This is a genomic window from Burkholderia sp. YHN3-13 (genome assembly GCF_055810675.1).
Window position 1 is genome coordinate 242,453 of record NZ_JBVVNQ010000006.1, and the last position, 26,013, is coordinate 268,465.

The 26,013-nt window shown below is 69.5% G+C and carries 26 protein-coding genes; 7 read left to right on the forward strand and 19 right to left on the reverse strand.

Features of this window, described 5'->3' with window-relative positions:
• Window positions 1-58 precede the first annotated feature (58 nt).
• Window positions 59-1,363, forward strand: a complete 1,305-nt coding sequence (locus AC0KUR_RS16835) for an NAD(P)/FAD-dependent oxidoreductase (RefSeq protein WP_473376197.1) — start codon at window positions 59-61, stop codon at window positions 1,361-1,363.
• A gap of 25 nt (window positions 1,364-1,388) precedes the next feature.
• Entirely contained in the window at window positions 1,389-2,690 is a 1,302-nt protein-coding gene (locus tag AC0KUR_RS16840) for an NAD(P)/FAD-dependent oxidoreductase (RefSeq protein ID WP_473376198.1), read from the forward strand.
• Between the two features lie 81 nt (window positions 2,691-2,771).
• Here AC0KUR_RS16840 and gor read toward each other — a convergent pair whose 3' ends face one another.
• The 4 genes from gor to AC0KUR_RS16860 form a co-directional block, all read right to left on the reverse strand.
• A complete protein-coding gene (gor, locus tag AC0KUR_RS16845) occupies window positions 2,772-4,127 on the reverse strand; it encodes a glutathione-disulfide reductase (RefSeq protein WP_473376199.1) in 1,356 nt (451 codons plus the stop codon).
• A gap of 241 nt (window positions 4,128-4,368) precedes the next feature.
• Window positions 4,369-4,593 (reverse strand): hypothetical protein, encoded by a 225-nt coding sequence (locus tag AC0KUR_RS16850; RefSeq protein WP_027788932.1) that lies wholly within the window; start codon window positions 4,591-4,593, stop codon window positions 4,369-4,371.
• A 374-nt stretch (window positions 4,594-4,967) separates the two neighbouring features.
• On the reverse strand, window positions 4,968-6,089 hold the full coding sequence (locus tag AC0KUR_RS16855) for a porin (RefSeq protein ID WP_034190325.1): 1,122 nt from the start codon (window positions 6,087-6,089) through the stop codon (window positions 4,968-4,970).
• Between the two features lie 315 nt (window positions 6,090-6,404).
• The gene (locus AC0KUR_RS16860) at window positions 6,405-7,103 is read right to left on the reverse strand and encodes a YoaK family protein (RefSeq protein WP_059561563.1); all 699 of its coding nucleotides are present in this window, start codon (window positions 7,101-7,103) and stop codon (window positions 6,405-6,407) included.
• Between the two features lie 299 nt (window positions 7,104-7,402).
• On the opposite strand from AC0KUR_RS16860, the gene AC0KUR_RS16865 reads away from it, so the two are divergent.
• Entirely contained in the window at window positions 7,403-7,741 is a 339-nt protein-coding gene (locus AC0KUR_RS16865) for a hypothetical protein (protein WP_343727667.1), read from the forward strand.
• Window positions 7,742-7,760: 19 nt separating this feature from the next.
• On the opposite strand, the gene AC0KUR_RS16870 is transcribed toward AC0KUR_RS16865, so the two are convergent.
• Window positions 7,761-8,288 carry a chromate transporter gene (locus tag AC0KUR_RS16870; RefSeq protein ID WP_034190322.1) on the reverse strand — a complete coding sequence of 176 codons (528 nt, stop codon included), beginning with the start codon at window positions 8,286-8,288 and terminating at the stop codon, window positions 7,761-7,763.
• A complete protein-coding gene (locus AC0KUR_RS16875; RefSeq protein ID WP_124670516.1) occupies window positions 8,285-8,941 on the reverse strand; it encodes a chromate transporter in 657 nt (218 codons plus the stop codon). The genes AC0KUR_RS16870 and AC0KUR_RS16875 overlap by 4 nt, the downstream gene beginning before the upstream one ends.
• A 96-nt stretch (window positions 8,942-9,037) precedes the next feature.
• On the opposite strand from AC0KUR_RS16875, the gene AC0KUR_RS16880 reads away from it, so the two are divergent.
• Window positions 9,038-9,922 carry a transcriptional regulator GcvA gene (locus AC0KUR_RS16880; protein WP_034190320.1) on the forward strand — a complete coding sequence of 295 codons (885 nt, stop codon included), beginning with the start codon at window positions 9,038-9,040 and terminating at the stop codon, window positions 9,920-9,922.
• Between the two features lie 39 nt (window positions 9,923-9,961).
• Here the strand turns inward: AC0KUR_RS16880 and AC0KUR_RS16885 are convergent, their stop codons facing one another.
• From AC0KUR_RS16885 to flgB, 13 genes are all read right to left on the reverse strand, one after another.
• Window positions 9,962-11,269, reverse strand: coding sequence for a solute carrier family 23 protein (locus tag AC0KUR_RS16885; RefSeq protein ID WP_049031340.1), 1,308 nt, complete (start codon window positions 11,267-11,269; stop codon window positions 9,962-9,964).
• Window positions 11,270-11,529: 260 nt separating this feature from the next.
• On the reverse strand, window positions 11,530-12,771 hold the full coding sequence (flgL, locus tag AC0KUR_RS16890) for a flagellar hook-associated protein FlgL (protein WP_034190318.1): 1,242 nt from the start codon (window positions 12,769-12,771) through the stop codon (window positions 11,530-11,532).
• Window positions 12,772-12,793: 22 nt separating this feature from the next.
• Window positions 12,794-14,776, reverse strand: a complete 1,983-nt coding sequence (gene flgK / locus AC0KUR_RS16895; RefSeq protein ID WP_473376200.1) for a flagellar hook-associated protein FlgK — start codon at window positions 14,774-14,776, stop codon at window positions 12,794-12,796.
• Window positions 14,777-14,971: 195 nt separating this feature from the next.
• Window positions 14,972-15,727, reverse strand: coding sequence for a flagellar brake protein (locus tag AC0KUR_RS16900; RefSeq protein WP_034190316.1), 756 nt, complete (start codon window positions 15,725-15,727; stop codon window positions 14,972-14,974).
• A 244-nt stretch (window positions 15,728-15,971) separates the two neighbouring features.
• On the reverse strand, window positions 15,972-16,961 hold the full coding sequence (gene flgJ / locus AC0KUR_RS16905; RefSeq protein ID WP_034190315.1) for a flagellar assembly peptidoglycan hydrolase FlgJ: 990 nt from the start codon (window positions 16,959-16,961) through the stop codon (window positions 15,972-15,974).
• A complete protein-coding gene (locus AC0KUR_RS16910; RefSeq protein WP_034190346.1) occupies window positions 16,962-18,146 on the reverse strand; it encodes a flagellar basal body P-ring protein FlgI in 1,185 nt (394 codons plus the stop codon).
• A 5-nt stretch (window positions 18,147-18,151) separates the two neighbouring features.
• Complete coding sequence (gene flgH / locus AC0KUR_RS16915; protein ID WP_034190314.1) at window positions 18,152-18,841, reverse strand: flagellar basal body L-ring protein FlgH; 690 nt, start codon at window positions 18,839-18,841, stop codon at window positions 18,152-18,154.
• A 21-nt stretch (window positions 18,842-18,862) separates the two neighbouring features.
• Window positions 18,863-19,651 (reverse strand): flagellar basal-body rod protein FlgG, encoded by a 789-nt coding sequence (gene flgG, locus AC0KUR_RS16920; protein WP_006477564.1) that lies wholly within the window; start codon window positions 19,649-19,651, stop codon window positions 18,863-18,865.
• Between the two features lie 34 nt (window positions 19,652-19,685).
• Window positions 19,686-20,444 carry a flagellar basal-body rod protein FlgF gene (flgF, locus tag AC0KUR_RS16925; protein WP_034190313.1) on the reverse strand — a complete coding sequence of 253 codons (759 nt, stop codon included), beginning with the start codon at window positions 20,442-20,444 and terminating at the stop codon, window positions 19,686-19,688.
• A gap of 19 nt (window positions 20,445-20,463) precedes the next feature.
• A complete protein-coding gene (flgE, locus tag AC0KUR_RS16930; RefSeq protein ID WP_034190312.1) occupies window positions 20,464-21,708 on the reverse strand; it encodes a flagellar hook protein FlgE in 1,245 nt (414 codons plus the stop codon).
• 27 nt (window positions 21,709-21,735) lie between these two features.
• Window positions 21,736-22,485 carry a flagellar hook assembly protein FlgD gene (locus tag AC0KUR_RS16935; protein WP_473376201.1) on the reverse strand — a complete coding sequence of 250 codons (750 nt, stop codon included), beginning with the start codon at window positions 22,483-22,485 and terminating at the stop codon, window positions 21,736-21,738.
• Between the two features lie 46 nt (window positions 22,486-22,531).
• A complete protein-coding gene (gene flgC, locus AC0KUR_RS16940) occupies window positions 22,532-22,957 on the reverse strand; it encodes a flagellar basal body rod protein FlgC (protein WP_034190310.1) in 426 nt (141 codons plus the stop codon).
• Between the two features lie 37 nt (window positions 22,958-22,994).
• Window positions 22,995-23,483, reverse strand: coding sequence for a flagellar basal body rod protein FlgB (gene flgB / locus AC0KUR_RS16945; RefSeq protein WP_473376202.1), 489 nt, complete (start codon window positions 23,481-23,483; stop codon window positions 22,995-22,997).
• 204 nt (window positions 23,484-23,687) lie between these two features.
• On the opposite strand from flgB, the gene flgA reads away from it, so the two are divergent.
• From flgA to AC0KUR_RS16960, 3 genes are all read left to right on the forward strand, one after another.
• Window positions 23,688-24,902: a flagellar basal body P-ring formation chaperone FlgA gene (gene flgA, locus AC0KUR_RS16950; protein WP_473376203.1), complete on the forward strand. Its 1,215-nt coding sequence runs from the start codon at window positions 23,688-23,690 to the stop codon at window positions 24,900-24,902.
• A gap of 118 nt (window positions 24,903-25,020) precedes the next feature.
• Complete coding sequence (gene flgM, locus AC0KUR_RS16955) at window positions 25,021-25,350, forward strand: flagellar biosynthesis anti-sigma factor FlgM (RefSeq protein WP_473376204.1); 330 nt, start codon at window positions 25,021-25,023, stop codon at window positions 25,348-25,350.
• A gap of 73 nt (window positions 25,351-25,423) precedes the next feature.
• On the forward strand, window positions 25,424-25,864 hold the full coding sequence (locus AC0KUR_RS16960) for a flagella synthesis protein FlgN (RefSeq protein WP_034190345.1): 441 nt from the start codon (window positions 25,424-25,426) through the stop codon (window positions 25,862-25,864).
• Window positions 25,865-26,013 lie beyond the last annotated feature (149 nt).

Below are 26,013 nucleotides of genomic sequence, written 5' to 3' on the forward strand. Positions count from 1 at the left end.
GTGCCGTTTTCAGGGGTGGCTGCGCGCCGCTTGCCGCCTTTTCGAAGGAGACGTTTTGATGACGCAGTCTTTCACCCGCCGCGCGGATGCGCTCGCGCGCGACTCGTACTACGAAGCAACGGTCGCACGCCCGGTGGCGGACGATCCGGTGCTCGAGGACGCGATCGACGTCGACGTGTGCGTGATCGGCGCCGGCTTCGCGGGCCTGTCCACGGCGCTCGATTGCCGCGCGCGCGGGCTGTCCGTCGCCGTGATCGATGCGCACCAGCCCGGCTGGGGCGCGTCGGGCCGCAACGGCGGCCAGGCGATCACGGGCTTCGCGAAGGACGAGGTGATCGAGCGGCAGCTCGGCGCCGACGGCGCGCGTGCCGCGTGGTCGCTGTCGCTCGACGGCGTCGCGCTGATCGCCGAACGGATCGCGCGCTACGGGATCGACTGCGACTTCACGCGCGGCTACCTGACGGTCGCGACGAAACCGCGCCGTATCGACGACCTGCGCGCGTGGATGGAAGCCGCGACGTCGCGATGGGGCCATCCGTCGCTCGCATGGCTCGATACCGGCGAGATCCGCGCACGCATCGCATCGACACGCTACCTGGCCGGCGTGCACGATCCGCTGTCGGGCCACCTGCATCCGCTCAAGTACTGCCTCGGCCTCGCCGACGCGGCGCGCCGCGAAGGCATCGCGCTGCATACGCACACGCCGGCGCTCGACATCGTGCGCGGTGCGCGGCCCGTCGTGCGCACGCCGTCGGGCGAGGTGCGCTGCCGCTTCGTCGTGGCGTGCTGCAACGCGGGGCCCGGCGGCATTCTCCCGGCCGCGACCGCCGCCCGCATCGCGCCGATCGCGTCGTACATCATCGCGACCGAGCCGCTCGGGCAGACGCGCGCCGACGCGCTGATCGCCCGCCGCGAAGCCGTGTGCGACAACAACTTCTTCCTCGACTACTTCCGGCTGTCGGCCGACCACCGGATGCTGTTCGGCGGCCGCGCGAACTCGGCCGGCGCATCGCCCGCCGCGCTCGCCGAAGCGATCCGGCAGCGCATGGTCGGCGTGTTCCCGCAGCTCGGCGACGTACGCGTCGACCACGCGTGGGGCGGCTTCGTCGACGTCACGCGCAACCGCGCGCCGGACTTCGGCGCACTCGATCCGAACTTCTTCTACGTCCAGGGCTTCAGCGGCCACGGCGTCGCGCTCACCGGCATCGCCGGACGCGCGATCGCCGGCGCGATCGCGGGCGACACGCACGCGTTCGACCTGTTCGCACGCTTGCGTCACCGGCGCTTTCCCGGCGGCGACGCATGGCGGCAACCCGCGCTCGAACTCGGGATGCTGTACCACCGCGTGCGCGAGCTGTTCTGAACTCCTTTTCTCCGTACTCCCGATCATGCAGACCTTCGCCAACCAGCCGCACGTCGCGTCGTACTACGCGGCGACCGCCAACGATACGACCCGCCACCCGCCGCTCGCCGGCACGATCGACGCCGACGTGTGCGTGATCGGCGCGGGCCTCACGGGCCTCTCCGCCGCGCTCAACCTCGCCGAGCGCGGCCATTCGGTGGCCGTGCTCGAAGCGTCGCGGGTCGGATGGGCGGCGAGCGGCCGCAACGGCGGCCAGCTGATTGGCGGCTTTGCGTGCGACATCGACACGTTCGGCCAGTTCATGCCGGAAAGCGACGTGAAGCGCATCTGGGACATGGGGCTCGAAACGCTGTCGCTCGTGAAGTCGCGTATCGCGCAGCACGACATCGACTGCGCGCTGGTGCCCGGCTACCTGACCGCCGCGAACACCGAGCGCGACGCCGATTCGCTCAAGCGCTGGCGCGACGACGCCGCGAAACGCTTCGGCTACGACCGCTTCCACTTCGTCGAAGCCGACGAACTCGGCGACTACGTGCAGTCGGCCCGCTATTGCGGCGGGCTGTACGACCCCGACAGCGGCCACCTGCATCCGCTCAACTACACGCTCGGCCTCGCGCGGGCGGCGATCGGCGCGGGCGTGCGCATCCACGAGGACAGCTGCGTGACGCGCGTGCGCGACGTAGCGGGGGGCCACGTCGTCGAGACGCGCGGCGGCAACGTGCGCGCGCGCTTCGTCGTGCTCGCGTGCAACACCTACGTCGGCACGCTCGCGCCCGCGCTGGCGAGGAAGATCATGCCGGTCGGCACCTACGTGATCGCGACCGAGCCGCTCGGCGACGCGCGCGCCGCCGCGCTGATGCCTGCCCGCGCGGCGATCTGCGACAGCCGCTTCGTGCTCGACTATTTCCGGCCGGCGCCCGACACGCGGCTCGTGTGGGGCGGCAAGGTCAGCTATTCGACGCGGGAACCGCGCGACCTCGCCACGGCGATGCGTGCGGACATGCTGAAGACGTTCCCGCAGCTCGCGGACGTGAAGGTCGACTACGCGTGGGGCGGCTTCGTCGACATCACGATGAACCGCGCGCCGCACTTCGGCCGCATCGCGCCGACGATGTACTTCGCGCAGGGGTTTTCGGGGCACGGCGTCAACACGACCGCGCTCGCGGGCAAGCTGATCGCCGAAGCGATCGACGGACAGGCGAGCCGCTTCGACCTGTTCGACAAGATCCGGCATCGCGACTTCCCCGGCGGCGAAGCGCTGCGCACGCCGGCGCTGGTGCTCGCGATGAGCTGGTATCGGCTGCTCGACGCGTTCGGCGTGCATTGAGCGGCATGCGCGCCGGCGACGAACGGCTGCGCGCGAACGCCGCCGGTGCCCACGCGCCGGTATGAATGCGCGCCGGGCCCGCTACTCGGCCACCTTCTGCCGCATCGTCACGAATTCCTCCGCCGCGGTCGGGTGAATGCCGATCGTGTCGTCGAACTGCGCCTTCGTCGCGCCCGCGCGAATCGCGATCGCGATGCCCTGGATGATCTCGCCCGCGTCGCGGCCGACCATGTGTGCGCCGACCACGCGCTGGCTGTCGCGCGCGACGACGAGCTTCATCATCGTGCGCTCGTCGCGCCCCGACAGCGTATGGCGCAGCGCCTTGAACGACGTGCGGTAGACGTCGACCTCGCCGTGCGCGTGACGCGCATCGGCCTCGGTCAGACCGACCGTCGCGACCTCGGGCTGACTGAAGACGGCCGACGGCACGCAGGCATGATCGGCCGCGACGCGAGACCCGCCGAACAGCGTGCGCGCGAGCAGCCCGCCGTCGCGCGTCGCGACCGGCGTGAGCTGCGGCCGCGACGTGACGTCGCCGATCGCATGGATCGACGGCACCGATGTCGCCGAATACGCATCGACGGCGATCGCGCCGCGCGCGTCGAGCATCACGCCCGCCTGCTCGAGCCCGAGCCCGTCGACGTTCGGCACGCGGCCGGTCGCATAGAGCACCTGGTCGTACGGCCCGTGCCATGCATCGCCGACGCGCACGCTCAACGTGCCGTCGTCCGCGCGCTCGATCGACTCGACCACCGCGCGCGCGTGGATCGCGACGCCCTGCTTCGTCATCTCGTCGGTCAGGAACTGGCGCACGTCGTCGTCGAAGCCGCGCAGGATCTTCTCGCCGCGATAGAACAGGTCGACCTGGCTGCCGAAGCCGTTGAAGATGCCCGCGAACTCGACCGCGATATACCCGCCGCCGACCACCGCGATGCGCGCGGGCAGCGCCGGGAGCGACAGCGCCTCGCGCGACGTGATCGCGTGCTCGATGCCGGGACGCGGCGGCAACGACGGACGCGAGCCGGTCGCGATCGCGATGTGGCGCGCGCGGAGCGTGCGGCCGCCGATCGCGACGGTATGCGCATCGACGAGCGTCGCGCGCCCCGCGTGCATGTCGACCCCCGACTGCGTCAGCAGATTGATGTAGATGCCGCTGAGCCGGTTGATCTCGCGATCCTTCGCGGCGATCAGCGCGGGCCAGTCGAGCATGCCGGCGCCGAAGGTCCAGCCGAAGCCCTTCGCGTCCTCGACTTCATGCGGATAGTGCGATGCGTAGACGAGCAGCTTCTTCGGGATGCAGCCGCGCAGCACGCAGGTGCCGCCGATCTGCTCTTCTTCCGCTATGCCGACGCGTGCGCCGTATGACGCGGACATCCGCGCGAGCCTCACGCCGCCGGAGCCGGCGCCGATGACGAACAGGTCGTAGTCGAAATCCATCGCATTGCCTCATCGCAGTTCGGATGAACGGACGATAGCAAGATTCGGGGATGCGTGCGGCGCGCGGCGCCGGGCGCGCGCCCAATAAAAAACGGCGAGAGACGTGGCCTCTCGCCGATCAAACCGGCTGCCGGGTGTGCCATGCGTCACCGATCGACCGCATGCCCGACCCGCCGGCCGCGCGGCACCGGTCCGCCCGGGCGCGCGAAGGGCGCGCCCGCGGCCGGACCGGCCGCCATGCTCATGCCTGCGACGTGTCGCTGCCGTCCGTCGCCTGCGTGTCGTCTGCCTGCTGCGGCTGCTCTTCCTTCTTCTCGAGCATGCCTTCGATCGCTTCGGCGCCCTTGAAGCCGGCCACGGCCGCGGCCGCCTTGGTCAGCAGGCCCGCATCCGGATCAAGCTTCTCCGCGCCTTCCACGGCTGCGATTGCGCCGGCGATTTCACCCACGGTGTTCAGGATACCCATCGTCATCCCCTTCAAGAAAATCGTGAGCGCATCGTCCCACGAAAAAAACCGGCAGACCGCGATTGTCATCGCCGGATACACAAGTTACGCACCTGGCCGGCCGCGCTCGACGCGCGCCACCGGAACGACGCACGCGCGGGCCTGACGGCACGCAACGGGCGATGCACGCAGCGTAGCGGAAAGCCTGCGCGCGTACTGTAAAAGTATGTTCTGGAATGCCGACGGATCGCTTACGGCGCGGGACTTCGGCAATGGAGCGATTACCGAATAGTCGTGCGCGCGTATGAAGGTCGCGGATCGAAAAAAAAGAGGCGCCTCGCGGCGCCTCTTCGATGCGCGCCGGGCGAATGCCGGCGCATGCGTTCCGACGTTCGTCAGAAGATATTGCGCAGGCCGATCGCGATGCCCGTCTGGTTGCTGCGCCCCGGCAGCTCGACGTTCGCCGCGCCGTTCGTCTTGTTGAAGTCGACGGTGCCGTAGACTTCGGTGCGCTTGCTCAGCGCGTACTCGGCGATGCCGACGATCGCATAGCGGTTGCCGCTCGCGAGCGTGCCGTTCGTGGTCATCGCGTTGCGCATGTGGTCGTAGTAGAACGCGCCCGTCAGCGTCAGCGGTGCGCTGACCTGCCAGCTCACGCCCGCGAACGGACCGTCGTCGATCCGGCCCGTGCCCTTCGCGACCGGAATCGTCTGCTGCGCGAGCAGGCTGTCGACGAAGCCGGTGTCGTCCTTCGAACGCAGGTAGCCCGCGTAGATCTTCGCCTTGCTGAACGCATACACGACGTTCGCGTGGTAGATCGTCTGCTTGCGTGCCGAGTTGTCGCTGTTCTGCTGCGCGCCGGCCGCGATGCTGAGCGGCCCCATCACGTACGACAGCGACACGCCCCACGCATTGCCCTTGCCGAGCGAGCCCGGAATCTGGCCCGAGAAGCCGCCGGCGCCGGTCGATTCGTAGTTGGTGCCCGTCGAGTACATCGCCTTCGCGGTCAGGCCGTCGAACTTGCCGGTGTACTTGATCTGGTTGTCCGCATACAGGCCGCCGCCGAGTGCCACCGGCAGCCATGCGTTTTCGAGGTAGTTGCCGACCGTGAGCGGATCGTAGGTGTCCGACAGCAGGTCGAACAGCGGCGTCTTCTGGCGGCCGAGGGTCACCGTGCCGTACGGGCTCTGCAGGCCGACGTACGCTGCGCGGTTGAACAGGCGGCCGCTGTCGGCGAATGCGCCGTTCTGCAGGTTCACGCCGCTTTCGAGGTTGAACACGGCCTTCAGGCCGCCGCCGAGGTCTTCCGTGCCGTAGATGCCGAAGCGGCTGTTCGTGATCGCGCCGTTGGTCATCGACAGCAGGCCGTCGTTCTTGGCGTTGGCGTTGGTCAGGTAACGGATGCTGGCGTCGGCGACGCCCCAGAGCGTGACCGAGCTTTGCGCGGCCGCGTACTGGCTGGCAAATGCGAGCGCGGCGCCCCCTGCGATGGCTGCGAGTCGGGTGGTCTGCTTCATGAGCTTTCCTGTTTGTAGGTGTCTCCATTCATGGCCGGCCGCGTGCGCAGCCGGGTGGCGATCGCTCGCGTTTTTGGCGCGCGCGATGTGGCCTGAATCATATGACGAGTGCAATCGCTGAAAGAAATTGAAATGCGCGGTAATCGCGGAACTGTCGCCCGCGCACAACGTTACGGGCGTGACGCCTGCCCGGCGGGCGGCGAGCGCCGCGCGGCGGCAACCGGCCGCGAGTTTACGGTGCGTCGGGTTTGTCAGGATCGCGCGACAGGCGCCCCGGAACGGATCGGCGCACGCAGGCGTGCGCCGTGTACGGGGTCACGCCGCCGCCGGCCCGCCGTCGGCCGTATGCCGGCGCCACGCGCGCCGCACGATTTCCGCGAACGCGCCGACGAGCAGCAGCACCGCGCCCCACAGCGCGAGGTCCGGCATGAGCCGCGTCACGAGGCCGCCGGCCACCGCGCCGGCCAGGAAGCAGAAGCTGATCGTCGCGAGCAGCGCCGAGTCGTGCAGCGCGCCCGCGTCGTAGCGCGGGATCAGCCCGACGAACAGCTTCTGCGCGGCGCGCCGCAGGTTGCCGGTCGTCATCACCGACGTGTACGACAGTTCCTCGAGATGGGTGAACGACAGCGTCTGCAGCGTCGCGACGAACGAGATGCCCGGAATCAGCCACGCGCTCGACGCGCCGACGAGCCCGCTCGCGGCGATGCCGAGAAACGCGATCTCGACGAGCAGGCTCGTGAACGCCGTGTGCCGCATCCAGCCGCGCTGCGCGGCAAGGCCGAGCAGGTGCGCGACGAACACCGCGATCACGAAGCCGACGAGCGGCGGCACGTGATGCAGCGCGGCGGCCCATTCGCCGGCCGACAGGTTGATGCCGAGCAGCGCGACGTTGCCGGTCATCGTGTTCGCGAACACGTGGCCGTGGCCGACGTACGTGTACGCGTCGAGGTAGCCGCCGGACAGCGTGAGCAATGCGGCGACGGTGAGATTGCGGCTGGCGCCGTCGAGATCCATCGATCCTCCCGTGGTGCGCGCCGCCCGGCCACGCGCGGCGGGCGGTGCGAAATTCAGTCCTGCCGGCCGGCGCGAACGCCGCCGGCGCCGAGCGGCCGGGCCTCGCCCGCGTGCCGCGCGCCAATATGATGCTGGCCGTCGGGGGGCCGATTCCCGGCGCGCATCGCCGCGCGCCGGAGCCTCGCGACCGGGCGGGTTGCGTCGCCGGAAGACCGGCCGAGTATACCGGGCCGACCGGCTCCGATCGCGCCACGACTGCACCCCGAGCGCCGCCCCGCGCCGCTTCACCGAGCCTTCGAATGACACTCGCGAAGTTCTTCCTGCGCCATACCGTGATCCCGTTCGCCGCGATCGTGCTGGTGGCCGTCTGGGCGCTCCACCGCGAATCGGGCGAGATCGATGCGCGCCAGTACGCGGCGCGGGTGGCCGCCTATCCGTCGTTCACACCGAAGCTGAAGCACGAGGTGGCCGACGCGTTGCGCGGCGGCAAGGTCGGCAAGGCCGATTACGGCGCGATCATGCGCGACGCGCTCGACGCGGGTTTCGTGGCCGACTGGCCGGCGGTGACGGACGACGTCGGCAGCGCGCGCGGCCGGCTGCTCGGCCTCGTGAACGGCGACCTGCCGGCGTCGCGCTAGCCGGCCGGCCGCGGGCCGCTCACTGCCCGATGCCCGTGAGGCCGATCAGCGCGCCGCCGGCGAGCAGCCACAGCGGATGGATGCGCGTGCGCCACGCCAGCACCGCGCACGCGGCCGTGATGCCCCACTGGATCGCCGTGCGGTTCGACGCCTCGGAGATCAGCAGCGCGCTCGCCGCGACGAGCCCGGCCGTGACGGGCATCATCCCCTGCTGCACGTAGCGGCGCCACGGCCGGTCGCGAAAGCGCTCCCACGCATGCAGCGCGAGCACGGTGACGATCGACGACGGCCCGAACTTCGCGAGCGACGCGACCAGCAGCCCCGCCCAGCCGGCCACGTGCCAGCCGACCAGCGACACGATCATCATGTTCGGCCCGGGCGCCGCCTGGGCCAGCGCGAACAGCGCGGTGAACTCGTGCGCGCTCATCCAGTGATGCACGTCGACGACCTGCCGCTGCATCTCCGGCAGGATCGTGTTGCCGCCGCCGAATGCGAGCAGCGACAGTTGGCTGAAGATCGTCGCGATGGCGATCAGCGTGTCGTTCATGGCCGGCGCTCCGGTTGCGAGTCGGGCGTGCCCTGCGAATCGTGCGTGCCCCTCGCGGCGGCCGGCGCCGGCTGCGGCGTGCCCGCGTCGCGGCGGCGCGACGCGAGCCACACGCTGACGGGCGTCAGCACGAGCATCGTGGTCAGCAGCGGCAGGCGCACCACCGCGATCGCGACGAACGCCAGCGCCGCGATCGCGGCCGCCGTGCGCGGCGCCCGCAGCAGCGGCTTCGCGACCTTCACGGCCATCGCGACGAGCAGCCCGGCGGCCGCGGCCGCGAGCCCCGCGAACAGGTGCTGCACGTGCGGATCGTTCTGCGTCTTCGCGTACAGCACGCCGAGCGCGACGACGACGAGCGTCGGGCCCGCGATCAGCCCGAGAATGCCGGCGAACGCGCCGGCAACGCCGCGAAAGCGCATGCCGACCGCGACCGACAGGTTGATCACGTTGCCGCCCGGCAGGAACTGGCACAGGCCGAGCAGATCGGTGAATTCGTCGGCGGAGAGCCACTTGCGCTCGTCGACGATGGTGCGCCGCGCGAACGGCAACGCGCCGCCGAACGACATCAGGCCGAGCGACAGGAAACCGGTGAACAGCTCGGCGAGGCCGACGCGGCGGGGCGTCGCGGCGGACGGCGGGGAAACGGATTGCATGGTGCTCCTCACTAAACGGTGAACCGAGGTTACCGCCGTTCCGGAGGATGGCAAAACGATTTTATCGGTGCGCCCTTGTGATCTAGAATCACAAGCATGGCACGCGATCTCCCGCCCTTTTCCGCGCTTCGGGCCTTTGAAGCCGCGGCACGACATGAAAGCTTCAGCGCCGCCGGCGACGAGCTGCATGTGACCCATGGTGCCATCAGCCGGCAGATCGCCGGATTCGAGGCGTGGCTCGGCAAGCCGGTGTTCCACCGCCACGGCAAGCGCGTGAAGCTCACCGACGAAGGCCGCCGCTACCTGGACACCGTGCGGGCGGCGTTCGACAGCATCGCGCACGCGACCGAGCAGTTGCGCCATACCGGCGCGGCGCGCGTGCTGCGCATCAACGCGCTGCCGACCTTCGCGATGAAATGGCTGCTGCCGCGCCTGTCGCGGTTCCAGCGCGACGTGCCGAACGTCGAGCTGAAGCTGTCGACGTCGAATGCGCCGCTCGACACGCTGAACGGCTTCGATGTCGCGATCCGCCGCGGCCCCGGCCACTGGCCGACCTGCACGAGCGGCCACTTCCTCGACGAAAGCGTGATCCCGGTCTGCAGCCCGGCGCTGCTCAGGCGCGCGCCGATTACCCGCGCGGACGATCTCGCGCGGCACGTGCTGCTGCATTCGGATACGCGGCCGGAAGGCTGGCGCGACTGGTTCGCGGCGGCCGGCGTGACGATGAAGGGGCGCAAGCGGCAGTCGTTCGACCACTTCTACCTGGCGCTGCAGGCCGCCGTCGACGGGCTCGGCGTCGCGCTCGGCCCGCTGCCGCTGATCGACGACGAGCTCGCGAGCGGACGGCTCGTGATGCCGCTGGCCGGGCCGCGCATCGCGACGCGCAGCTACTGGTGGATCACGCCGCACGCGCCGGCCGACGATCCGCTCGTCGCGCAGTTCTGCGCGTGGCTGCAGGCGCAGTCGAATACCGGCGCGTGAAGGCGCGCCGGCGGGCGGCAGCGCGCCGCCCGTCCCCGGTCAGACCACCGGGCCCGGTTCCTTTTCCTTGCGCAGGATCGCATACAGGATGATCGCGCCGAACGTCGCGGTGCCGATCCCGCCGAGGCCGAAGCCGCCGAACTTCAGCGAGAAGTCGCCGGCGCCGAGCACGAGCGTGACGGCCGCGACGATCAGGTTGCGGTTGTCGGAAAAGTCGACCTTGTTGACGACCCAGATCCGCGCGCCCGTCACCGCGATCAGCCCGAACACGACGATCGACACGCCGCCGAGCACGGGGCCCGGGATCGTCTGGATCACCGCGCCGAATTTCGGCGAGAAGCCGAGCCCGATCGCGATCAGGGCGGCGAGCGCGAACACCAGCGTCGAGTAGATCCGCGTGACGGCCATCACGCCGATGTTCTCCGCGTACGTCGTGACGCCCGTGCCGCCGACGCTGCCCGACACGATCGTCGCGAGGCCGTCGCCGATGAACGCGCGGCCGACGTAGCGGTCGAGGTTGTGCCCCGTCATCGCGCTGACGGCCTTGATGTGGCCGAGGTTCTCGGCGACGAGGATCACCGCGATCGGCGCGAGCATCAGCATCGCGTGCGGGTCGAACACCGGGGCGCGGAAGGCCGGCACGCCGAACCACGCGGCCTGCCCGACGATCGAGAAGTCGATCGGCTTGCCGAGGCCCATCCCGTTGGTCGCGATCGCATGGATCGCGTAGGCAATCGCGAGCCCGACGAGGATCAGCAGGCGCTGCATCATCCCGCGCGCGAACACCGCGACGCCGCCGACGCACAGCACCGTGACGAGCGCCATCACCGAATCGAAGGTCGACGCCGAGACGCCCTTGACCGCGATCGGCGCGAGGTTCAGCCCGATCACCGCGACCACCGCGCCGGTCACGACCGGCGGCATCAGCGTCTCGATCCAGCGCGTGCCGATCGCCTGCACCAGCGCGCCAAGCGCGACGTAGACGACGCCGCACGCGACGATCCCGCCGAGCGCGACCGGAATGTTCGGGTTCGGGCCGCTGCCGCCGTAGCCCGTCACCGCGATCACGAGGCCGATGAACGCGAAGCTCGAGCCGAGGTAGCTCGGCACGCGGCCGCCGACCAGCACGAAGAACAGCAGCGTGCCGATGCCCGACATGAAGATGCACAGATTCGGGTCGAAGCCCATCAGCAGCGGCGCGAGCACGGTCGAGCCGAACATCGCGACCACGTGCTGCACGCCCATCGCGATCATCTGCGGCCACGCCAGGCGTTCGTCGGGGCCGACCACGCGCGATGCCGCGCCGGTCGATTGGACCCGCCAGCGCGGGAAGTAGGAATCGGACATGGGGAAAGGGCTCCTGTCGGTCGCCGGCTGCCTGGGATGCGCCGGTCTGGAATCTGGCGCGAGTTTACGGAGCGGAGATGGGGCTGGCAAGCGCGCCGGCACGCGCGGCTGATGGGCGTGTGACGTAGTGTCCCGCCCGCGCGGACCGGTGCGCGGCCGCGCGGCCCGGCGAAGCGGCCGCCCGCGCGGGGCACGCGGGCGGCGGAGGGCGCCGGCGCGGACGTAAGCGTGCGCTCACATCGCCGCCGGCGCGCGGTGCATCAGGGGTTGATGTACTGGAACAGCGACATGTTCTGCAGTTGCACGTAGGCCTTCTGCGCGCCGGTCAGCGCGTTCTGCACCTGCAGGTACTGGCTGATCGTCGTGACCATGTTGGTGCTGGTCAGGTCCGACAGGTTGCTGGTCGTCTGCAGCGACGCCGTCTGGTTGACGGCCTGCATCGCCTTGACTTCCTGCTCGCGGCCGCCGACCGATGCCTGGATCGTCGTGACGTTGCGCATCGTGTTGCCGAGCTTGGTCGAGCCGGTCATCAGCGCATTCTTCAGCGCCGCGCCCGCCACCGCATTCGCCGTCACGGGCGTCTTCAGCGCCGAGATCATCGCGTCGAGCGTCGAGAACACGTCGGAGCCGCCGCTCGCCTGCGGCGCGGGCGAGACCGCGAACGTGTCGCCGGCGGCCGGCGTGCCCGATACGGCCACCGTCATCCCGCCGCCGAGCGAGATCGCCGAGCCCGCCGAATAGGCCTGCGCCGGCGTGGTGGTCGGCGGGCTGGCCGAATTGTCGGTCACCGTGTAGGTCGGCGCGGCGGCCGTGCCGCCGAACGTGATCGAGAACTGATGGCCGTTCGTCGCGATCGACGGATTCGTCACCGTGACCGCGCCGATCGTGCCGGTGCCCGTGTTGCCCGCGCCGGCCGACGGCACCGGCGAGCTGCCGATCGCCGGCACCGACATGAAGACGGCCGCGCCCGTGTCGCCCTGCGCCACGGTGCTCGAATCGGCGATCTGTACCTGGCGCGTCCCCGTGTCGCCGACATAGGTGACGCTGCCGCTCGGCGTCGTCGAAAACGGCGCCGCCGAATTCTTCGTACCGGCGAACAGGTAGTTGCCCGCGCCGTCGTTGGTGTTCGCGAGCGTCATCAACTGGTCGCGGTAACCCTGCAGCTGCGTCGCGAGCGCCGAGCGGTCGCTGTCGGACAACGAACCGTCGCCGGCGCGCACGAGCAGCGTCTGCGCGCTCGTCAGCACGCTGCTCACGCTCTGCAGCGTCTGGTCCTCGGCCTGCAGCGACGCGAGCGCGGTGTTCTGGTTGGTCGCGTACTGCGACAGCGTCGCCGACGTCATCGACAGCTGCACGGCCTGCGCCGCGCCGGCCGGGTTGTCGGCCGCCGTCTGCAGGCTCACGCCGCTCGAGATCTGCTGATACAGCTGCGCGAGCTGGGCCTGCTGGTCGTTCATTTGGGAAACGTTCAGCTGGAAGAACTGGGCGCTGGAAATCCGCATCGCTTCTATTCCTCGAATCCGGTCAGTTGAACAGGCCGAGCACGGTCTGGAACAGCGTCGCCGCCGTCTGGATCACCTTCGCGTTCGCCTGGTAGAGCTGCTGATACTGCATCAGGTTGGCCGCTTCCTCGTTCTGGTTCACGCCCGACACCGACTGCTGCGCCTCGGTGATCTGGCCGATCAGCCCGGTCTGCGCGGCGCTCGACGATTTCAGCTGGGTCGTCGTGTTGCCAATGCCGTTCACGTAGCTCGCATACGCGCCCGTGAGTGTCGTCGTGCCGTTGCCGAGCGCCTTCGCGTTGACCAGCTTCGACAGCGCGAGCGCGTTGGAGCCGTCGCTGGTGCCGCCCGCGTACGGCCCGATCGTGAACGAGTCGCCGGTCGCCGGTGCGCCGGACAGCGTGACGCTCACGCCGTTGAGCGCGCCCGCGGCCGTCCCCGACATCGTCAGCGTCGCGCCGGCCGCCGGGTCGTACGGGACGGTGTCCGTCGGGTTGTTGATCGTGACCGACGTCGGCGGCGTGGTGCCGATCGTCACCGTGGTGCCGACCGGGAAGCCCGTCAGCGTCTTCGCCGTCGCGTCGTAGGTCAGCTTGGTCGTCGGCACCTGGTAGCCCGCGGTCACGCCGCCGAGCGTGATCTTGCCGGTGCCGGTGTTGGTGCTCGCCGCCGACGTGACGGCCGGCGACGCGGCCGCGATCGCCGACGCGCTCGTCGTCGCGAGGCCGAAGCCGTTCAACGCGCCGCGCGTCGGCAGCACGGTGAACTTGTCGCCGGCGTTCATCGCGCCGGACGGGGTCGAGAAATTCAGCCCGCCGAGCGAGACCGGCATCGGCCCCGCCTTCTGGTCGACCACCGCGCCGCTCGCGCGGTCGGTCAGCGTGTAGTTCGTACCGTCGAACGAGAGCGTGTAGTCGCTCGTCGTCGGCTGCGACGCGTTCGCGAACGACACGGACAACGACGCGTTGCCGGTATTGCCCTGGTTCGAGTACACGGTCGGCGACGGCATCGTGAACAGGTTGCCGCCCGGGTTGCCCGACAGGTCGATGCCGAGCGCGTTCTGCGCGTTGACCTGCGCGGCGAAGCTGGTCGCGATCGCGCCGAGCTGGGCCTGCGCGGGATCGAGCGTCTGGCTGCGGAACGCGAGCAGGCCGCCGAGCGTGCCGCCCGACAGCGACGAATCGGGCAGCGCCTGGTTCGGCCCCTGCGGGTTCGCGCCGGCGATCCCCTGCGACACGACGGTCAGCTCGCTCGGATCGGACGACGACGTGACGGCCGCGAGCTGGTAGCTCTTGTCGGCGACGACGAGCGGCTGGCCGCCCGCCAGGAACACGCTGTAGCCGCTGTCGTTGCGCACGACCTGGATGCCGGCGAGGCCCGACAGGTTCGACACCGCGAGGTCGCGCTGGTCCATCAGCTGGTTCGGCGGCTGCCCCTGGCTGCTCGCCGCCGCGATCTGCTGGTTCAGCTGCGCGATCTGCGCGGTGTACGAGTTGATCTGCGACACGGTGCTGGTGAGCTGCGTGTTCACGCTCTGGCGCAGCGCGTCGTACTGCTGGCCGGCCGCGTTGATCTGGTTGGCCAGCGTCTGCGCGTTGCTGATCGCGGTCTGGCGCACCGACGGGTCGGACGCGTTGTTCGCGACGTTCTGCAGCCCGGTGAAGTAGCTCGTGATCCCGGTCGAGATCCCCGCCGTCGGGCTGCCGATGTAGTTGTTCAGCTGCGCGACGAGCGTGTACCACGTCGACAGCGCGCCGCCCTGCGTCTGCGCGGTGTTCAGCTGGTCGCTCAGGTACTGGCTGTACTGGCGCTGCACGGTGACGGTGCTCACGCCTTGCGGCATGTAGCCGCTGCCCGTGTACTGGCCGCTCGTTTCGGCATAGACCGGCCGCTCGACCGAATAGCCGGGCGTCGCGGCGTTGCTGATGTTGTTGCCGGTCGTCGTGAGGCCCCAGAGCGCGGCATTCAGGCCGCTGACGCCGAGGTTCATGAGTGTGTTGGACATGCGCGATCCTGATGAGCCGGCCGCGCTGCGGCCGCCGGGTTGCGTGACTCCCGGTATAACGGCCGCCGATCGAAAAAATTGAGGAAAAAATGCACGCGCGACGCGCGCGTGCGCGTCGCCGGTCGAAGCGTCCGGCGGGCAGGGCCGGCGGCGGGTCGCGGGGCGCGCCGGGCAAGGCCGGCGGCCGCGGGCGCGTCAGGCCCGCGCGAGCGAGCGGCGCTTCATTTCGAGCTGCGTGATCAGCCGCTGCAGCGTGTTTTCCGCGCTACCCGGCAGCGACATGTAGCGAAAGCCGAGCTGGTAGCGCCGCGACCCGTTCGGCATCTGCGTCGAGCGCTGCGACACCAGCTGCAGGTCGAGCGACAGCTTGCCGTGGCCGGTCAGCTCGAGCTCGACGTCCGGCAGCAGCGTGCCGACCTCGAGCGCCTCGACGCGTTCGTCGGCCGTGCGCAGCCCCACGCCGCCGAGCGACAGGTTATGCACCTCGAACAGGAAGCTCTCGCCGTCCGGCAGCTTGCCGCGGCACAGGAACGGATCGACGATCGGCGCGTCGACGCGGAAATATTCGCGGCGCTGGATGCAGACCAGCACGTCGGGGAAATCGGCGACGAACGCGGGCAGCCCCTCGAAGCGCGTCTCGCGCGGCGTGCCCGTGGTGAATTCGACGCGCACGCCCTCCGGCGAAGCCGCGAACGTGCAATGCGACGCGCCGAGGATGCCGGCGTTCTGCTCGGACAGCGCACCCCAGTCGAACGTGAACGTCCGCGCACCGACATCGACCTCGAGCAGGCGCGTGACGAGCTGGCCGCCCGGGTACTGGACGGTCAGGAAATCGCCGCGGTTCACGAGGTTGCGCAGCTGCACGCCGATTTCCAGCGGATTGCGGCGGGCATAGTCGGGCCCGGAGTGGCCTGCATCCAGGCTGGGGTCCGTCGACGTTTCGATATTCATGGCTAGCCGGTCTTTCTTGTCATGAGCGCCCGGACAACCGGTGCGCAGTAAAACCGGGCCAGATCACGAGCCCGGTCACAGGTCTCTCACACTTAGCGGCAGTGCTGACCGAAAGTTTAGATCGAATTGGCGAATTTTTTCGCGCAAACGTTGAAACCGCGCGCGGCGAGTTGCCGGGCGCGGTCCGAAAGGGGCGAGCGGAGGGCGGCGGGCGCCCGTTTCCGGCGCAACCGGGCGCGGGCCGTCAGCCGATCTGCTGCATGATCGAGATCAGCTTTTTCGCGTAGTTCGGGTCGGTCGCGTAACCGGCCTTCTGCATCCCGTGCGCGAAGCCTTCGACGCTGCGACTCGCGCTGAGCACGCCCGAGTAGCGCGGGTTGTTCTTCAGCAGGTTCGCGTAGTCGGTCATCGCGTGCTCGTACGAGTCGTACGCCCGGAACTTCGCGACCACGCGGCGCGGCGTGCCGTTCACGTATTCGGTCGTCAGCGCCGACACCGTGCGGCCCGTCCAGCTCTTGTTCGCCTTGATGCCGAACACGTTGTAGCTGGTCGAGCCGTCGGCCGCGCGGATCTCGCGCTTGCCCCAGCCCGACTCGAGCGCGGCCTGGCCGACGATGAAGCGCGCCGGGATGCCGGTCGTCGCGCTGGCCGCCTGCGCGGGGCCGGCGAGCCGGTCGACGAACGCGTCGGCGTCCTGCACGCCGCTCGCGCCCTTCAGCGGCGGCGTCAGCGCGCTGCCGGCCGAATAGCCGCGCGCGCCGGCGAGCCCGCCGTTGTTCGCCGCGTTCGCATAAGCCTTCGCCATCGCGTTCATCGCGGCGAGGCTGCCTTCGTTGCCGGCCGTGCCGAAGCCGGCCGCCCCCAGGCCGCCCGCGCCGGCGCCCACGTCGGCCGCCGTGTCGCTGCCGGCACCGGCGCCGGCGTTGCGCAGCAGCTGCTTCATCAGCGCGTCGGCGACGCCCATCCCGCGCGTCGACATCTGCTGCGCGAGCTGCTGGTCGAGCATCGACGTGTACATCTTCGACGTATGCGAATCGAACAGGCCGCCGTCCGGCGACGCGTCGCGCATGCTCTTGAGCATCATCTGCGTGAACATCGCGTCGAACTGGCCCGCGACCGCCTTCGCGCCGGCCTGCGGCGACTGCCTCGCCTGCGCGCGCAGTGCATCGAAACCCTGCACGTCGAGCGCGAAGCGCTGCGTGAGGTCGTTCGCGTTCGGAAGGTTCGCTGCCATTTAGATGACCTCCAGGTCGGCGCGCAACGCGCCGGCCGCCTTCATCGCCTGCAGGATCGACATCAGGTCCGCCGGCGTCGCGCCGAGCGTGTTCAGCGCCTTCACGACGTCGGCGAGGTTCGCGCCGGCCGTCACCATCTTCAGCGCGCCGTTGTCCTGCTTCAGCTGGATCTGCGACTGCTGCGCCACCACGGTCTGCCCGTTCGAGAACGGCCCCGGCTGCGACACGACCGGCTGCGTATTGACGACGACCGACAGGTTGCCGTGCGCGACCGCGCAGCTCTGCAGCGTGACCATCTGGTTCATCACGATCGAACCGGTGCGCGCGTTCAGGATCACCTTCGCCGCGGCCTTGTCCGGACTCACGTCGAGGTTCTGCAGCCGCGCCATGAACGCGACCTGCTGCGCCGAATCGGCCGGCGCCGCGAGCTGGATCGTGCGGCCGTCGAGCGCCGTCGCGGTGCCCGGGCCGAAGCTCGAGTTGACCGCGGACACGATCCGCTGCGCGGTGCCGTAGTCCATGTCGTTCAGCTGCAGCTGCAGCACGCCGTTCATCTGCGCGATCGCGTTCGGCACCGCGCGTTCGACGATCGCGCCGCCGACGATCCGGCCGGCCGCGAGCTGATTCACCTGCACGCGGCTGCCGTTCGCGCTGGCGCCCGCGCCGCCGACCGCCATGTTGCCCTGCGCGAGCGCGTACACCTGCCCGTCCGCGCCCTTCAGCGGCGTGAGCAGCAGCGTGCCGCCGCGCAGGCTCTTCGCGTTGCCGAGCGACGATACCGTCACGTCGAGCGCCTCGCCCGGCCGCGCGAACGGCGGCAGCGTGGCCGTCACCATCACGGCCGCGACGTTCTTCAGCTGCATGTTGTTCAGCGACGACGGGCCGCCGTTCGCCGAACCGTTGTTGATCGAGATGCCGAGGTTCGCGAGCATGTTCGCGAGCGTCTGCGTCGTGAACGGCGTCTGCATCGTCTGGTCGCCCGTGCCGTCGAGGCCGACGACGAGGCCATAGCCGATCAGCGGGTTGTCGCGCACGCCCTGGATCTGCGCGAGGTCCTTCAGGCGTTCCGCCTGCGCGGGCGCCGCGCCGAACACGCAGGCCGCGGCCACGGCCGCGAACGCGACGGCGAGCCGCGCGGCGGCTTGCACGCGGGCCGACAGGCGGCGGATCGGGGTCGTCTGCATCGTCATCACCACGGCGCGATGTTGAGGAAGAAGCGCTGCAGCCAGCCCATCGTCTCGGCTTCGTTGATGTAGCCCTTCGACGAGTATTCGATCTTCGCGTCGGCGACCTGCGTCGAGTAGACGGAGTTGGCGCCCGAGATCGTGTTCGGGTTGACGACGCCCGAGAAGCGCACGAATTCGTTACCCTGGTTGATCAGCATCTGCTTCTCGCCGCTGACCACGAGGTTGCCGTTCGGCAGCACGTTGGTGACGGTCACCGTGATCGTGCCGTTGAACGTGTTCGCCGCGCTCGCGCCGCCGGTCGCCGCGAACTTGTTGGCGCCGGTGGCCGACAGGTTCGCCTTCGCGAACAGCCCGCCGAGGAAGCCGGCCGTCGGCACGTTGAAGTCGGTGTTGCCCTGCCGGTTCGTGTTCGCGCCCGACGACTTGGTCGCGTTGATGTTCTCCGCGATCATGATCGTCAGGATGTCGCCGACGTTGCGCGGCCGCTGATCCTCGAAGAGCGGCCGCCCCGCGTAGCCCGGGTTGTAGATCGAGCCGGGCGCCTGCATCGACATCGGCATCGGCGGCTGCGCCGTCATCGGCTGCTGGATGATCGGATCGCGCGGAATCTGCGCGCAACCGGCGAGCGCCGCCACCGCGACCGCGCAGGCTGCGCGGACGGGGGCTGACGGGAGGAGGCGGACCTGCTTCATGGCGACGGCGGGACTTTCCGGTTAGCTCTTCATCTGCGTGACGGTCTGCAGCATCTGGTCGGACGTCGTCACGGCCTTGCTGTTGATCTCGTAGGCACGCTGCGTCTGGATCATGTTGACGAGTTCCTGCACGACGTTCACGTTCGACGCCTCGACGTAGCCCTGGTTGAGCACGCCCGCGCCATTCAGCCCCGGCTGCGACACGTTCGGCGCGCCCGACGACGTCGTTTCCGCGAACAGGTTCTCGCCCTTCGCCTCGAGGCCGGTCGGGTTGATGAAGGTCGCGATCTGCAGCGAGCCGATCTGTACCGCGTTGCTCGAGCCCGGCTGCGTGACCGACACGACACCGTCCTTGCCGATCGTCAGCGACTGCGCGTTCTGCGGCACGGTGATCGCCGGCAGCACCTGGTAGCCGCTCGACGTGACGAGCTGGCCCTGCGCGTTGGTCTGGAACGAGCCGTCGCGCGTATACGCGTTGGTGCCGTCCGGCATCAGCACCTGGAAGAAGCCCGCGCCGTTGATCGCGACGTCCTTCGAGTTGCCGGTCTGCGTGAGGCCGCCCTGCGTGTACAGGCGCTCGGTCGCGACCTGCTGCACGCCGGTGCCGAGTTGCAGGCCCGACGGCAGCTCGGTCTGCTGCGTCGAATTCGCGCCGGGCTGGCGAATGGTCTGGTACAGCAGATCCTCGAATACCGCGCGCGACGCCTTGAAGCCGTTCGTGCTGGTGTTCGCGAGGTTGTTCGAAATCACGTCCATCTGCGCCTGCTGCGCATTCATGCCGGTGGCGGCGATGTAGAGCGAACGGTTCACTTGTCGATTCTCCTGCGTGGGCTGGCGCGGGCGCTCAGCTGAAGTTGAGCAGCTGGTTCGCCGACTGCTCGTTCTGGTCGGCCGTCTGGATCAGCTTCGACTGAAGCTGGAACGCGCGCGCGTTGTCGATCATCGCGACCATCGCGGTCACCGGGTTGACGTTGCTGCCTTCGAGCGAATTCGGCGTGACGACCACGTTCGGGTCGGCGTCGGCCGGATTGCCGTCGGCGGTGCGGAACAGCCCGTCGTTGCCGCGCGTGAGCGTGGCCGGATCGGGATTGACGAGCTTCATCTGGTCGACGATCGCGACGGCCGTCGGCGGATCGCCCGGCATCAGCGCGGACACCGTGCCGTCCTTGCCGATCGTCACTTCCGCGTTCGGCGGCACCGAGATCGGGCCGCCGTTGCCGATCACCGGCAGGTTGCTCGCGTTGACGAGCTGGCCGTTCTCGTCGACGTGCAGGTTGCCGGCGCGCGTGTACGCCTCGCTGCCGTCGGCCACCTGCACCGACAGCCAGCCGGCGCCCTGCACGGCGACGTCGAGCGGGTTGCCGGTGCGCGTGATCGGGCCCGGTGCGTAATCCGCGCCGGGCGTCGATGCGAGCACGTAGGTGCGCGTCGTCGTCGGGTCGACGTTGCTGCCGTCGCCGAAATTCATCGGCACCGCGCGATACGTCGCGAGCTGCGCGCGAAAGCCCGTCGTCGACGCGTTCGCGAGGTTGTTCGCGACGATCGCCTGCTGGTCGAGCGACTGCGACGCGCCCGTCATCGCCGTGTAGATCAGTCGGTCCATGGCTGCCGGTTATCCGCGCTTACAGGTTGATGAGCGTCTGGTCGACGGTCTGCTGCGTCTTGATCGTCTGCGCGTTGGCCTGGTAGTTGCGCTGCGCGGTGATCAGGTTGACGAGCTGCGACGTGAGGTCGACGTTCGAGTTTTCGAGCGCGCTGCCCTGCAGCGTGCCGTGGTTCGTGCTGCCCGGCGCGGAGATCTGCGGCACGCCCGATGCGGAGGTTTCCGCGTACTGGTTGCCGCCGAGGTTCACCAGCCCGTTCGGGTTGTTGAAGTTCGCGAGCGCGATCTGGCCGAGCACGGCGGTCTGGCCGTTCGAGTAGTTGCCGGTCAGCTTGCCGTCGGCGCCGATCGAGTAGGTCGTCAGCGTGCCGCTCGCATAGCCGTTCTGCGCGAGGTTGTTCACGCCGTCCTTGCCGCCGTACTGCGTGGTGCCGGTCAGGTCGAGCGTGAGGCTTTGCGGCGTCGCCGAGCCGTCGGTGTTCGGCACGGTGAACTGGAACTGGCCGAGCGACGTGGTCGGCGTCGGCGGCGTGCCCGTCGTCGTGCTCTTGATCGCGCCCGACGTATCGAACGTGACCGTGCCGAGGTCGGTCGCCGTCGCGGCGCCCTGCACGCCCGCGTACGCTTCCCACGTACCGGCCGACGACTTCACGAAGTACATGTTGACCGCCTGCGAACCGCCGAGCGAGTCGTACACCTGGATCGACGTCGAGTAGTTGTACGTCGTGTTGTCGGTCGGGTCGAACGGCGTCTTGGTCGGCGTCTTGTCCTGCGAGTTCAGGTTGAACTGGCCGGTGATCTTGGTCGTCGCGGTCGGTGCGATGTTGGTCGTCGGCGCCTGCAGCGCCACGGTCTGCGCGGTGTTGATCACGCCGCCCGCGTTGGCCGCGTAGCCCATCAGGTTGCGGCCCTGCGAGTCGACGATGAAGCCGTTCTTGTCGCGCTGGAACGTGCCGTCGCGCGAGTACGTCGTCACGCCGTTGTTCGACATCTGGAAGAAGCCGTTGCCGTTGATCGCGACGTCGAGCGACGAGTTCGTCGTATTGATCGTGCCCTGGCCGAACTGCTGCTGCACGGCATTCAGCGACGTGCCGATGCCGATCTGCGTGTTGACCGACGTCGCGACCGAGTTCGCGTACATGTCGGCGAACTGCGCGGTGCTCGACTTGAAGCCGACCGTGTTCGCGTTCGCGATGTTGTTGCCGATCACGTCGAGTGCGTTCGAGGCACCGGCGAGGCCGCTCAGACCCTGTTGATAACCCATTTCGATCTCCGTTTCGTGAAAGCTCGATCAGTTGGTGGTGGTGTCGCCGGCCGTGGTCGACGTCTTGACGTTCGGGAAGATCGACGCGACCTGGGTGAGCCCGACCGTCGTACCGTTCGACAGCACCAGCCCCGCGGTGCCGTCCGCCTGCTTGATCACGCTCTGCACCGTGGCGGCCGCCAGCACGGTCGGCGCGTAGTTCTTGCCGTCGGTGCCCGTGTACTGCGCGCTGACCGTGTACGCGCCGTCCGGCAGCGCGTTGCCGGCCGCGTCGGTCGGCGTCCAGTTGAACGGCACGGTGCCGGCCGACTGCTTGCCCGCGTTGATCGTGTTGACGACGACGCCCGCGCTGTTCTTCACGGTGATCGTCAGGTTCGACACGTCGCTCGTGAGCGACACGCCGAACGGCGACGCCGCGCCGCTCTTCACCGCGACCGAATTGCCCGGCGCGAGCACGTTCGTGCCGATCAGCAGCGCGGCCTGCGTCTGCTGGCCGGCCGTGAGCTGCGTCGACAGCGACGTCAGCGACGTGTTCAGCTGCGCGATGCCGCTCACCGTGTTGATCTGCGCGAGCTGCGACGTCATCTGCGAGCTGTCGACCGGGCTCGTCGGATCCTGGTTCTGCAGCTGCGTGACGAGCAGCTTCAGGAACGTCGCCTGCAGGTCGCTCGCCGACGTGCCGTTGGTCGACGACACGTTGTTGGTGTTCATCGTGTCGGTCGGCAGGTTCGACACGTTCGTGCCGTTGCTGCCGATCGTCGTGCTGGAGGAAGTCATCCTGGTTGGCCTTCTGTCGGGTCTGTGAGGTCGGCGGGCGAACGGCTTACGAGCCGATCGTCAGCGTCTTGAGCATCAGCGTCTTCGCGGTGTTCAGCGTCTCGACGTTGGCCTGGTACGAGCGCGACGCCGAGATCATGTTCACCATCTCCTGCACCGGATCGACGTTCGGCATCTGCACGTAACCGTTCGCGTCGGCGGCCGGGTTCGCCGGGTCGTAGGTCGACTTCATCGGCGACGGGTCGTCCATCACCTTCGTCACGCGCACGCCGCCCACGCCCTGGCCGGACGCGGTGCGCGCGCCGCCGATCGGGTCGGTCGCGAACACGACCTGCTTGGCCTTGTACGGCTTGCCGTCGGGGCCGGTGGCGCTGTCGGCGTTCGCGAGGTTCGACGCGGTGACGTTCAGGCGCTGCGATTGCGCGGACAGCGCCGAACCGGCGACGCCGAAGATGTTCATCAACGAAGGCATGGTGGCTCCTGGTGCGTGTGCTCGGGTACGGTTGCGCTTACGAGTTCGTCGAGATCGCGGCGATCATCGCCTTGATCTGCTGGGTCATCACGGTCATCCCGGTCTCGTAGTGCAGCGCGTTGTTCGCGAACTGCACGCGTTCGACGTCGAGATCGACCGTGTTGCCGTCGAGCGACGGCTGCAGCGGCATCCGGTATTGCGCGCGGCCGTAGTCGTCCGACGGGCCGCCGGTCGGGATCAGCTTCGCGGTGCCGGCCATGTGGCCGGCCGCCGTCGACACCATCGACATGCCGCTCGTCACGCCGGCCGGCTGCGTCATCGGCAACTGCGCGGCGTTGCTCGGCGCCAGGCCGCCGCTCGTCAGCTTCAGCGAGCGCGCGAGCGTCGACGCGAAATCGACGTCGCGGGCCTGGTAGCCCGGCGTGTCGGCGTTCGCGATGTTCGACGACAGCAGTTCCTGCCGGTAGGCGCGCACGTCGAGCGCCTGTCGGCCGAACGCGAATTCCGCATCGAGTTTGTCCAGCATGTGTGCGTCTCTCCGTATGAAGCGCTGCACGCCCCTCGCGCCGGATGGCGACCCGAGAGGCTTTTTTCCATGACAGCGATGGTAGGCGTCGGACGCAACCGGCAATCGGGCGAATAACGCGGCAAAGGCCCCCTCTATTCATCGTTTGCGCGACGGCCCGGCTCCCTAGAATGCAACTCGGATCAACGGATCGAGGACACGGCGATGACGGACAGCGCACTTCGCGGCAGGAACGGGCGGCTCACGCGCGTCCGGCGTGCGTGCGTGCTCGCCGCGGCGCTGTGGATCGCCGCACCGGCCGTGCACGCGGAAGACGGGATGATCGTGATTCCCGGCCGCGGCGAGACGGCGGAAGCCGCGCTCGCGCACGCCAACGCGGCGAACGGCGGCCAGTTCGGCGGGCCAACGGGAATGGCCTCGGGTGCGGGCATCGCGCCGGAAGCGGGCCGCGCGGTTTCGGGTGCGGGTGCCGCGGCCGGCTACGCGGCGCAACCGGCCGGCGCGATGGTCGTGACGACCGTCCCGCCGCCGGCGCCCGCGCCCGTTCGTGCAGCCGCCCATGCGAACGCCGGCTACGGCGCGCAGCCGCGCGCCGCCGACCCGACCGCGATCGCGACGGTCGTCGCCGGCACGGCCGAATCCGCGTCGAATCCCGTGCGGCCGGCGCCCGCGCCGGCAGCCGTCGCCCGTTTCGCAGCGGCCCGCGCCGCGTCAGCCGCACCGGCGCCGCGCGCGGCAGCGGCTTCCGCGCCTCCGGCCCCGGCCGCCGCCGCGACGCAGCCCGCGACGCCGCCCGGCCAGCAGGATCCCGAGACGATCCGCCGCGCGGCCCTCGCGTTCCTGCAGCAGCAGATCGCCGGCCTGCCCGGCAAGACCACCGCGACGGTCACGACCGCGTTTCCGCGCGGGCTCGCCGCGTGCACGACGCTCGAGCCGTTCCTGCCGACCGGCGCGCGCCTGTGGGGCCGCACGACGGTCGGCGTGCGCTGCGCGGGCGAGCGGCCGTGGACCGTCTACCTGCAGGCGAAGGTCGCCGTGCAGGCCACCTATTACGTCGCCGCGCGCCAGATCGCGCCCGGCGAGCCGCTCTCCGCGGCCGACCTGGTCGCCCGCGACGGCGACCTGACGGTCATGCCGCTCGCGGTGATCACCGATCCCGCGCAGGCGATCGGCGCGACCGCGCTCGCGCGCATCTCGGCCGGCCTGCCGCTGCGGCAGGACATGCTGAAGAGCGCGGCGTCGGTATCCGCCGGCCAGACGGTGCGGGTCGTCGCGGCCGGGCCCGGCTTCACGATTTCGGCCGAAGGCAGCGTGCTCGCGAACGCGGCGCCGGGCCAGTCGGTGCGGGTGCGGATGGCGGCGGGCCAGATCGTCACGGCGATCGTCAAGGACGCCGGCACCGTGGAAATTCCGCTATAGGGACGGATCGAACGGCAAGAGTGTAAAGAATTGTTTATTCGGAGCATTTCGGGCTCGCGATGCTAAAGTTCGGGCCGACCCGGCCGTTATCTGGGTCAAACCGTACAGGAAACCCATCGTGAAGATCGATTCCACTCCGAACCCGAGCCCCCTGGCGCCGACCGGCAACGGCGCGTCCCGTGCGCAATCCGGCACGGCCCAGTCGTCCGCGCCGGCGGCCGACGCCGGATCGACCGGCGGCGACACGAGCGTGAACCTGTCGGGTCTGTCCGGCCAGCTGCGCTCGGTATCCGCGTCGGGCGACGCCGATATCGACACGGGCTTGGTCCAGTCGATCAAGGACGCGCTGAACAACGGCACGTTGACGATCGACGCGAGCAAGATTGCCGACGGCGTATTGAACACCGCCCGCGAGCTGCTGCAGCAGCAGCGCCCGCAGAGTAACTAAGCCGGCCCAGGCCGGTTCCACCGGTTTGCCGGCGCGCGCCCACCGCGCGCACCGGCGCGACGAGCATGACGCGATGAGAGAAGAGCTGCTGGCCACGGTCAACGACGAACACGCGACGGTCGAAGCGTTCGCGTCCCTGCTCGTCTACGAGGAAAAGGCGCTGACGACGGCCGAGCCGCTCGAGATGCTGCCCGGCATCGTCGAAAGGAAAAGCGCGCTGATCGACCGGCTCGCGCAGCTCGAACGCACGCGCGACACGCAGCTTTCCGCGCTCGGTTTTCCGGCCGGCAAGAAGGGCATGGACCAGGCCGCCGAGCGCGATGCGCGCCTCGCGGGCCGCTGGCAGTTGCTGCAGCAGGCCGCCGAACGCGCGCGCCAGGCCAATGCGAACAACGGAATGCTGATCCGCATCCGGATGGACTACAACGAGCGCGCGCTCGCGGTGCTGCGCTCGGCGCCCGCACCCACCGGCGTCTACGGCCCGGACGGGCGCGTCTCGGCGCTGGCCCGCTGACCGGCCGCCGCCGCCGCACTCACCGCCTCTCGCCGCCGTTCGCGGCCACTCACGATTCGACAGACCGGGCCCGAGCCCGGCACCCACGGTCCCTTCCGATACACGGCCGCGCAACCGCGCCGCCGTCCCGTCACAACAATCAGAAGAGG

Coding starts and splice junctions, on each gene's coding strand:
- gor (WP_473376199.1), bottom strand. CDS start 4,127: ATGGATTTCGACTACGACCTGTTCGTCATCGGCGCCGGCTCCGGCGGC.
- AC0KUR_RS16835 (WP_473376197.1), top strand. CDS start 59: ATGACGCAGTCTTTCACCCGCCGCGCGGATGCGCTCGCGCGCGACTCG.
- AC0KUR_RS16885 (WP_049031340.1), bottom strand. CDS start 11,269: ATGTCCGATTCCTACTTCCCGCGCTGGCGGGTCCAATCGACCGGCGCG.
- AC0KUR_RS16910 (WP_034190346.1), bottom strand. CDS start 18,146: ATGCAGACGACCCCGATCCGCCGCCTGTCGGCCCGCGTGCAAGCCGCC.
- flgK (WP_473376200.1), bottom strand. CDS start 14,776: ATGTCCAACACACTCATGAACCTCGGCGTCAGCGGCCTGAATGCCGCG.
- AC0KUR_RS16860 (WP_059561563.1), bottom strand. CDS start 7,103: ATGGATCTCGACGGCGCCAGCCGCAATCTCACCGTCGCCGCATTGCTC.
- flgL (WP_034190318.1), bottom strand. CDS start 12,771: ATGCGGATTTCCAGCGCCCAGTTCTTCCAGCTGAACGTTTCCCAAATG.
- AC0KUR_RS16960 (WP_034190345.1), top strand. CDS start 25,424: ATGAGAGAAGAGCTGCTGGCCACGGTCAACGACGAACACGCGACGGTC.
- AC0KUR_RS16900 (WP_034190316.1), bottom strand. CDS start 15,727: ATGAATATCGAAACGTCGACGGACCCCAGCCTGGATGCAGGCCACTCC.
- AC0KUR_RS16875 (WP_124670516.1), bottom strand. CDS start 8,941: ATGCAATCCGTTTCCCCGCCGTCCGCCGCGACGCCCCGCCGCGTCGGC.
- flgC (WP_034190310.1), bottom strand. CDS start 22,957: ATGCCTTCGTTGATGAACATCTTCGGCGTCGCCGGTTCGGCGCTGTCC.
- AC0KUR_RS16870 (WP_034190322.1), bottom strand. CDS start 8,288: ATGAACGACACGCTGATCGCCATCGCGACGATCTTCAGCCAACTGTCG.
- flgE (WP_034190312.1), bottom strand. CDS start 21,708: ATGGGTTATCAACAGGGTCTGAGCGGCCTCGCCGGTGCCTCGAACGCA.
- AC0KUR_RS16855 (WP_034190325.1), bottom strand. CDS start 6,089: ATGAAGCAGACCACCCGACTCGCAGCCATCGCAGGGGGCGCCGCGCTC.
- AC0KUR_RS16935 (WP_473376201.1), bottom strand. CDS start 22,485: ATGACTTCCTCCAGCACGACGATCGGCAGCAACGGCACGAACGTGTCG.
- flgF (WP_034190313.1), bottom strand. CDS start 20,444: ATGGACCGACTGATCTACACGGCGATGACGGGCGCGTCGCAGTCGCTC.
- flgH (WP_034190314.1), bottom strand. CDS start 18,841: ATGAAGCAGGTCCGCCTCCTCCCGTCAGCCCCCGTCCGCGCAGCCTGC.
- AC0KUR_RS16850 (WP_027788932.1), bottom strand. CDS start 4,593: ATGGGTATCCTGAACACCGTGGGTGAAATCGCCGGCGCAATCGCAGCC.
- AC0KUR_RS16840 (WP_473376198.1), top strand. CDS start 1,389: ATGCAGACCTTCGCCAACCAGCCGCACGTCGCGTCGTACTACGCGGCG.
- flgJ (WP_034190315.1), bottom strand. CDS start 16,961: ATGGCAGCGAACCTTCCGAACGCGAACGACCTCACGCAGCGCTTCGCG.
- AC0KUR_RS16865 (WP_343727667.1), top strand. CDS start 7,403: ATGACACTCGCGAAGTTCTTCCTGCGCCATACCGTGATCCCGTTCGCC.
- flgA (WP_473376203.1), top strand. CDS start 23,688: ATGACGGACAGCGCACTTCGCGGCAGGAACGGGCGGCTCACGCGCGTC.
- flgB (WP_473376202.1), bottom strand. CDS start 23,483: ATGCTGGACAAACTCGATGCGGAATTCGCGTTCGGCCGACAGGCGCTC.
- AC0KUR_RS16880 (WP_034190320.1), top strand. CDS start 9,038: ATGGCACGCGATCTCCCGCCCTTTTCCGCGCTTCGGGCCTTTGAAGCC.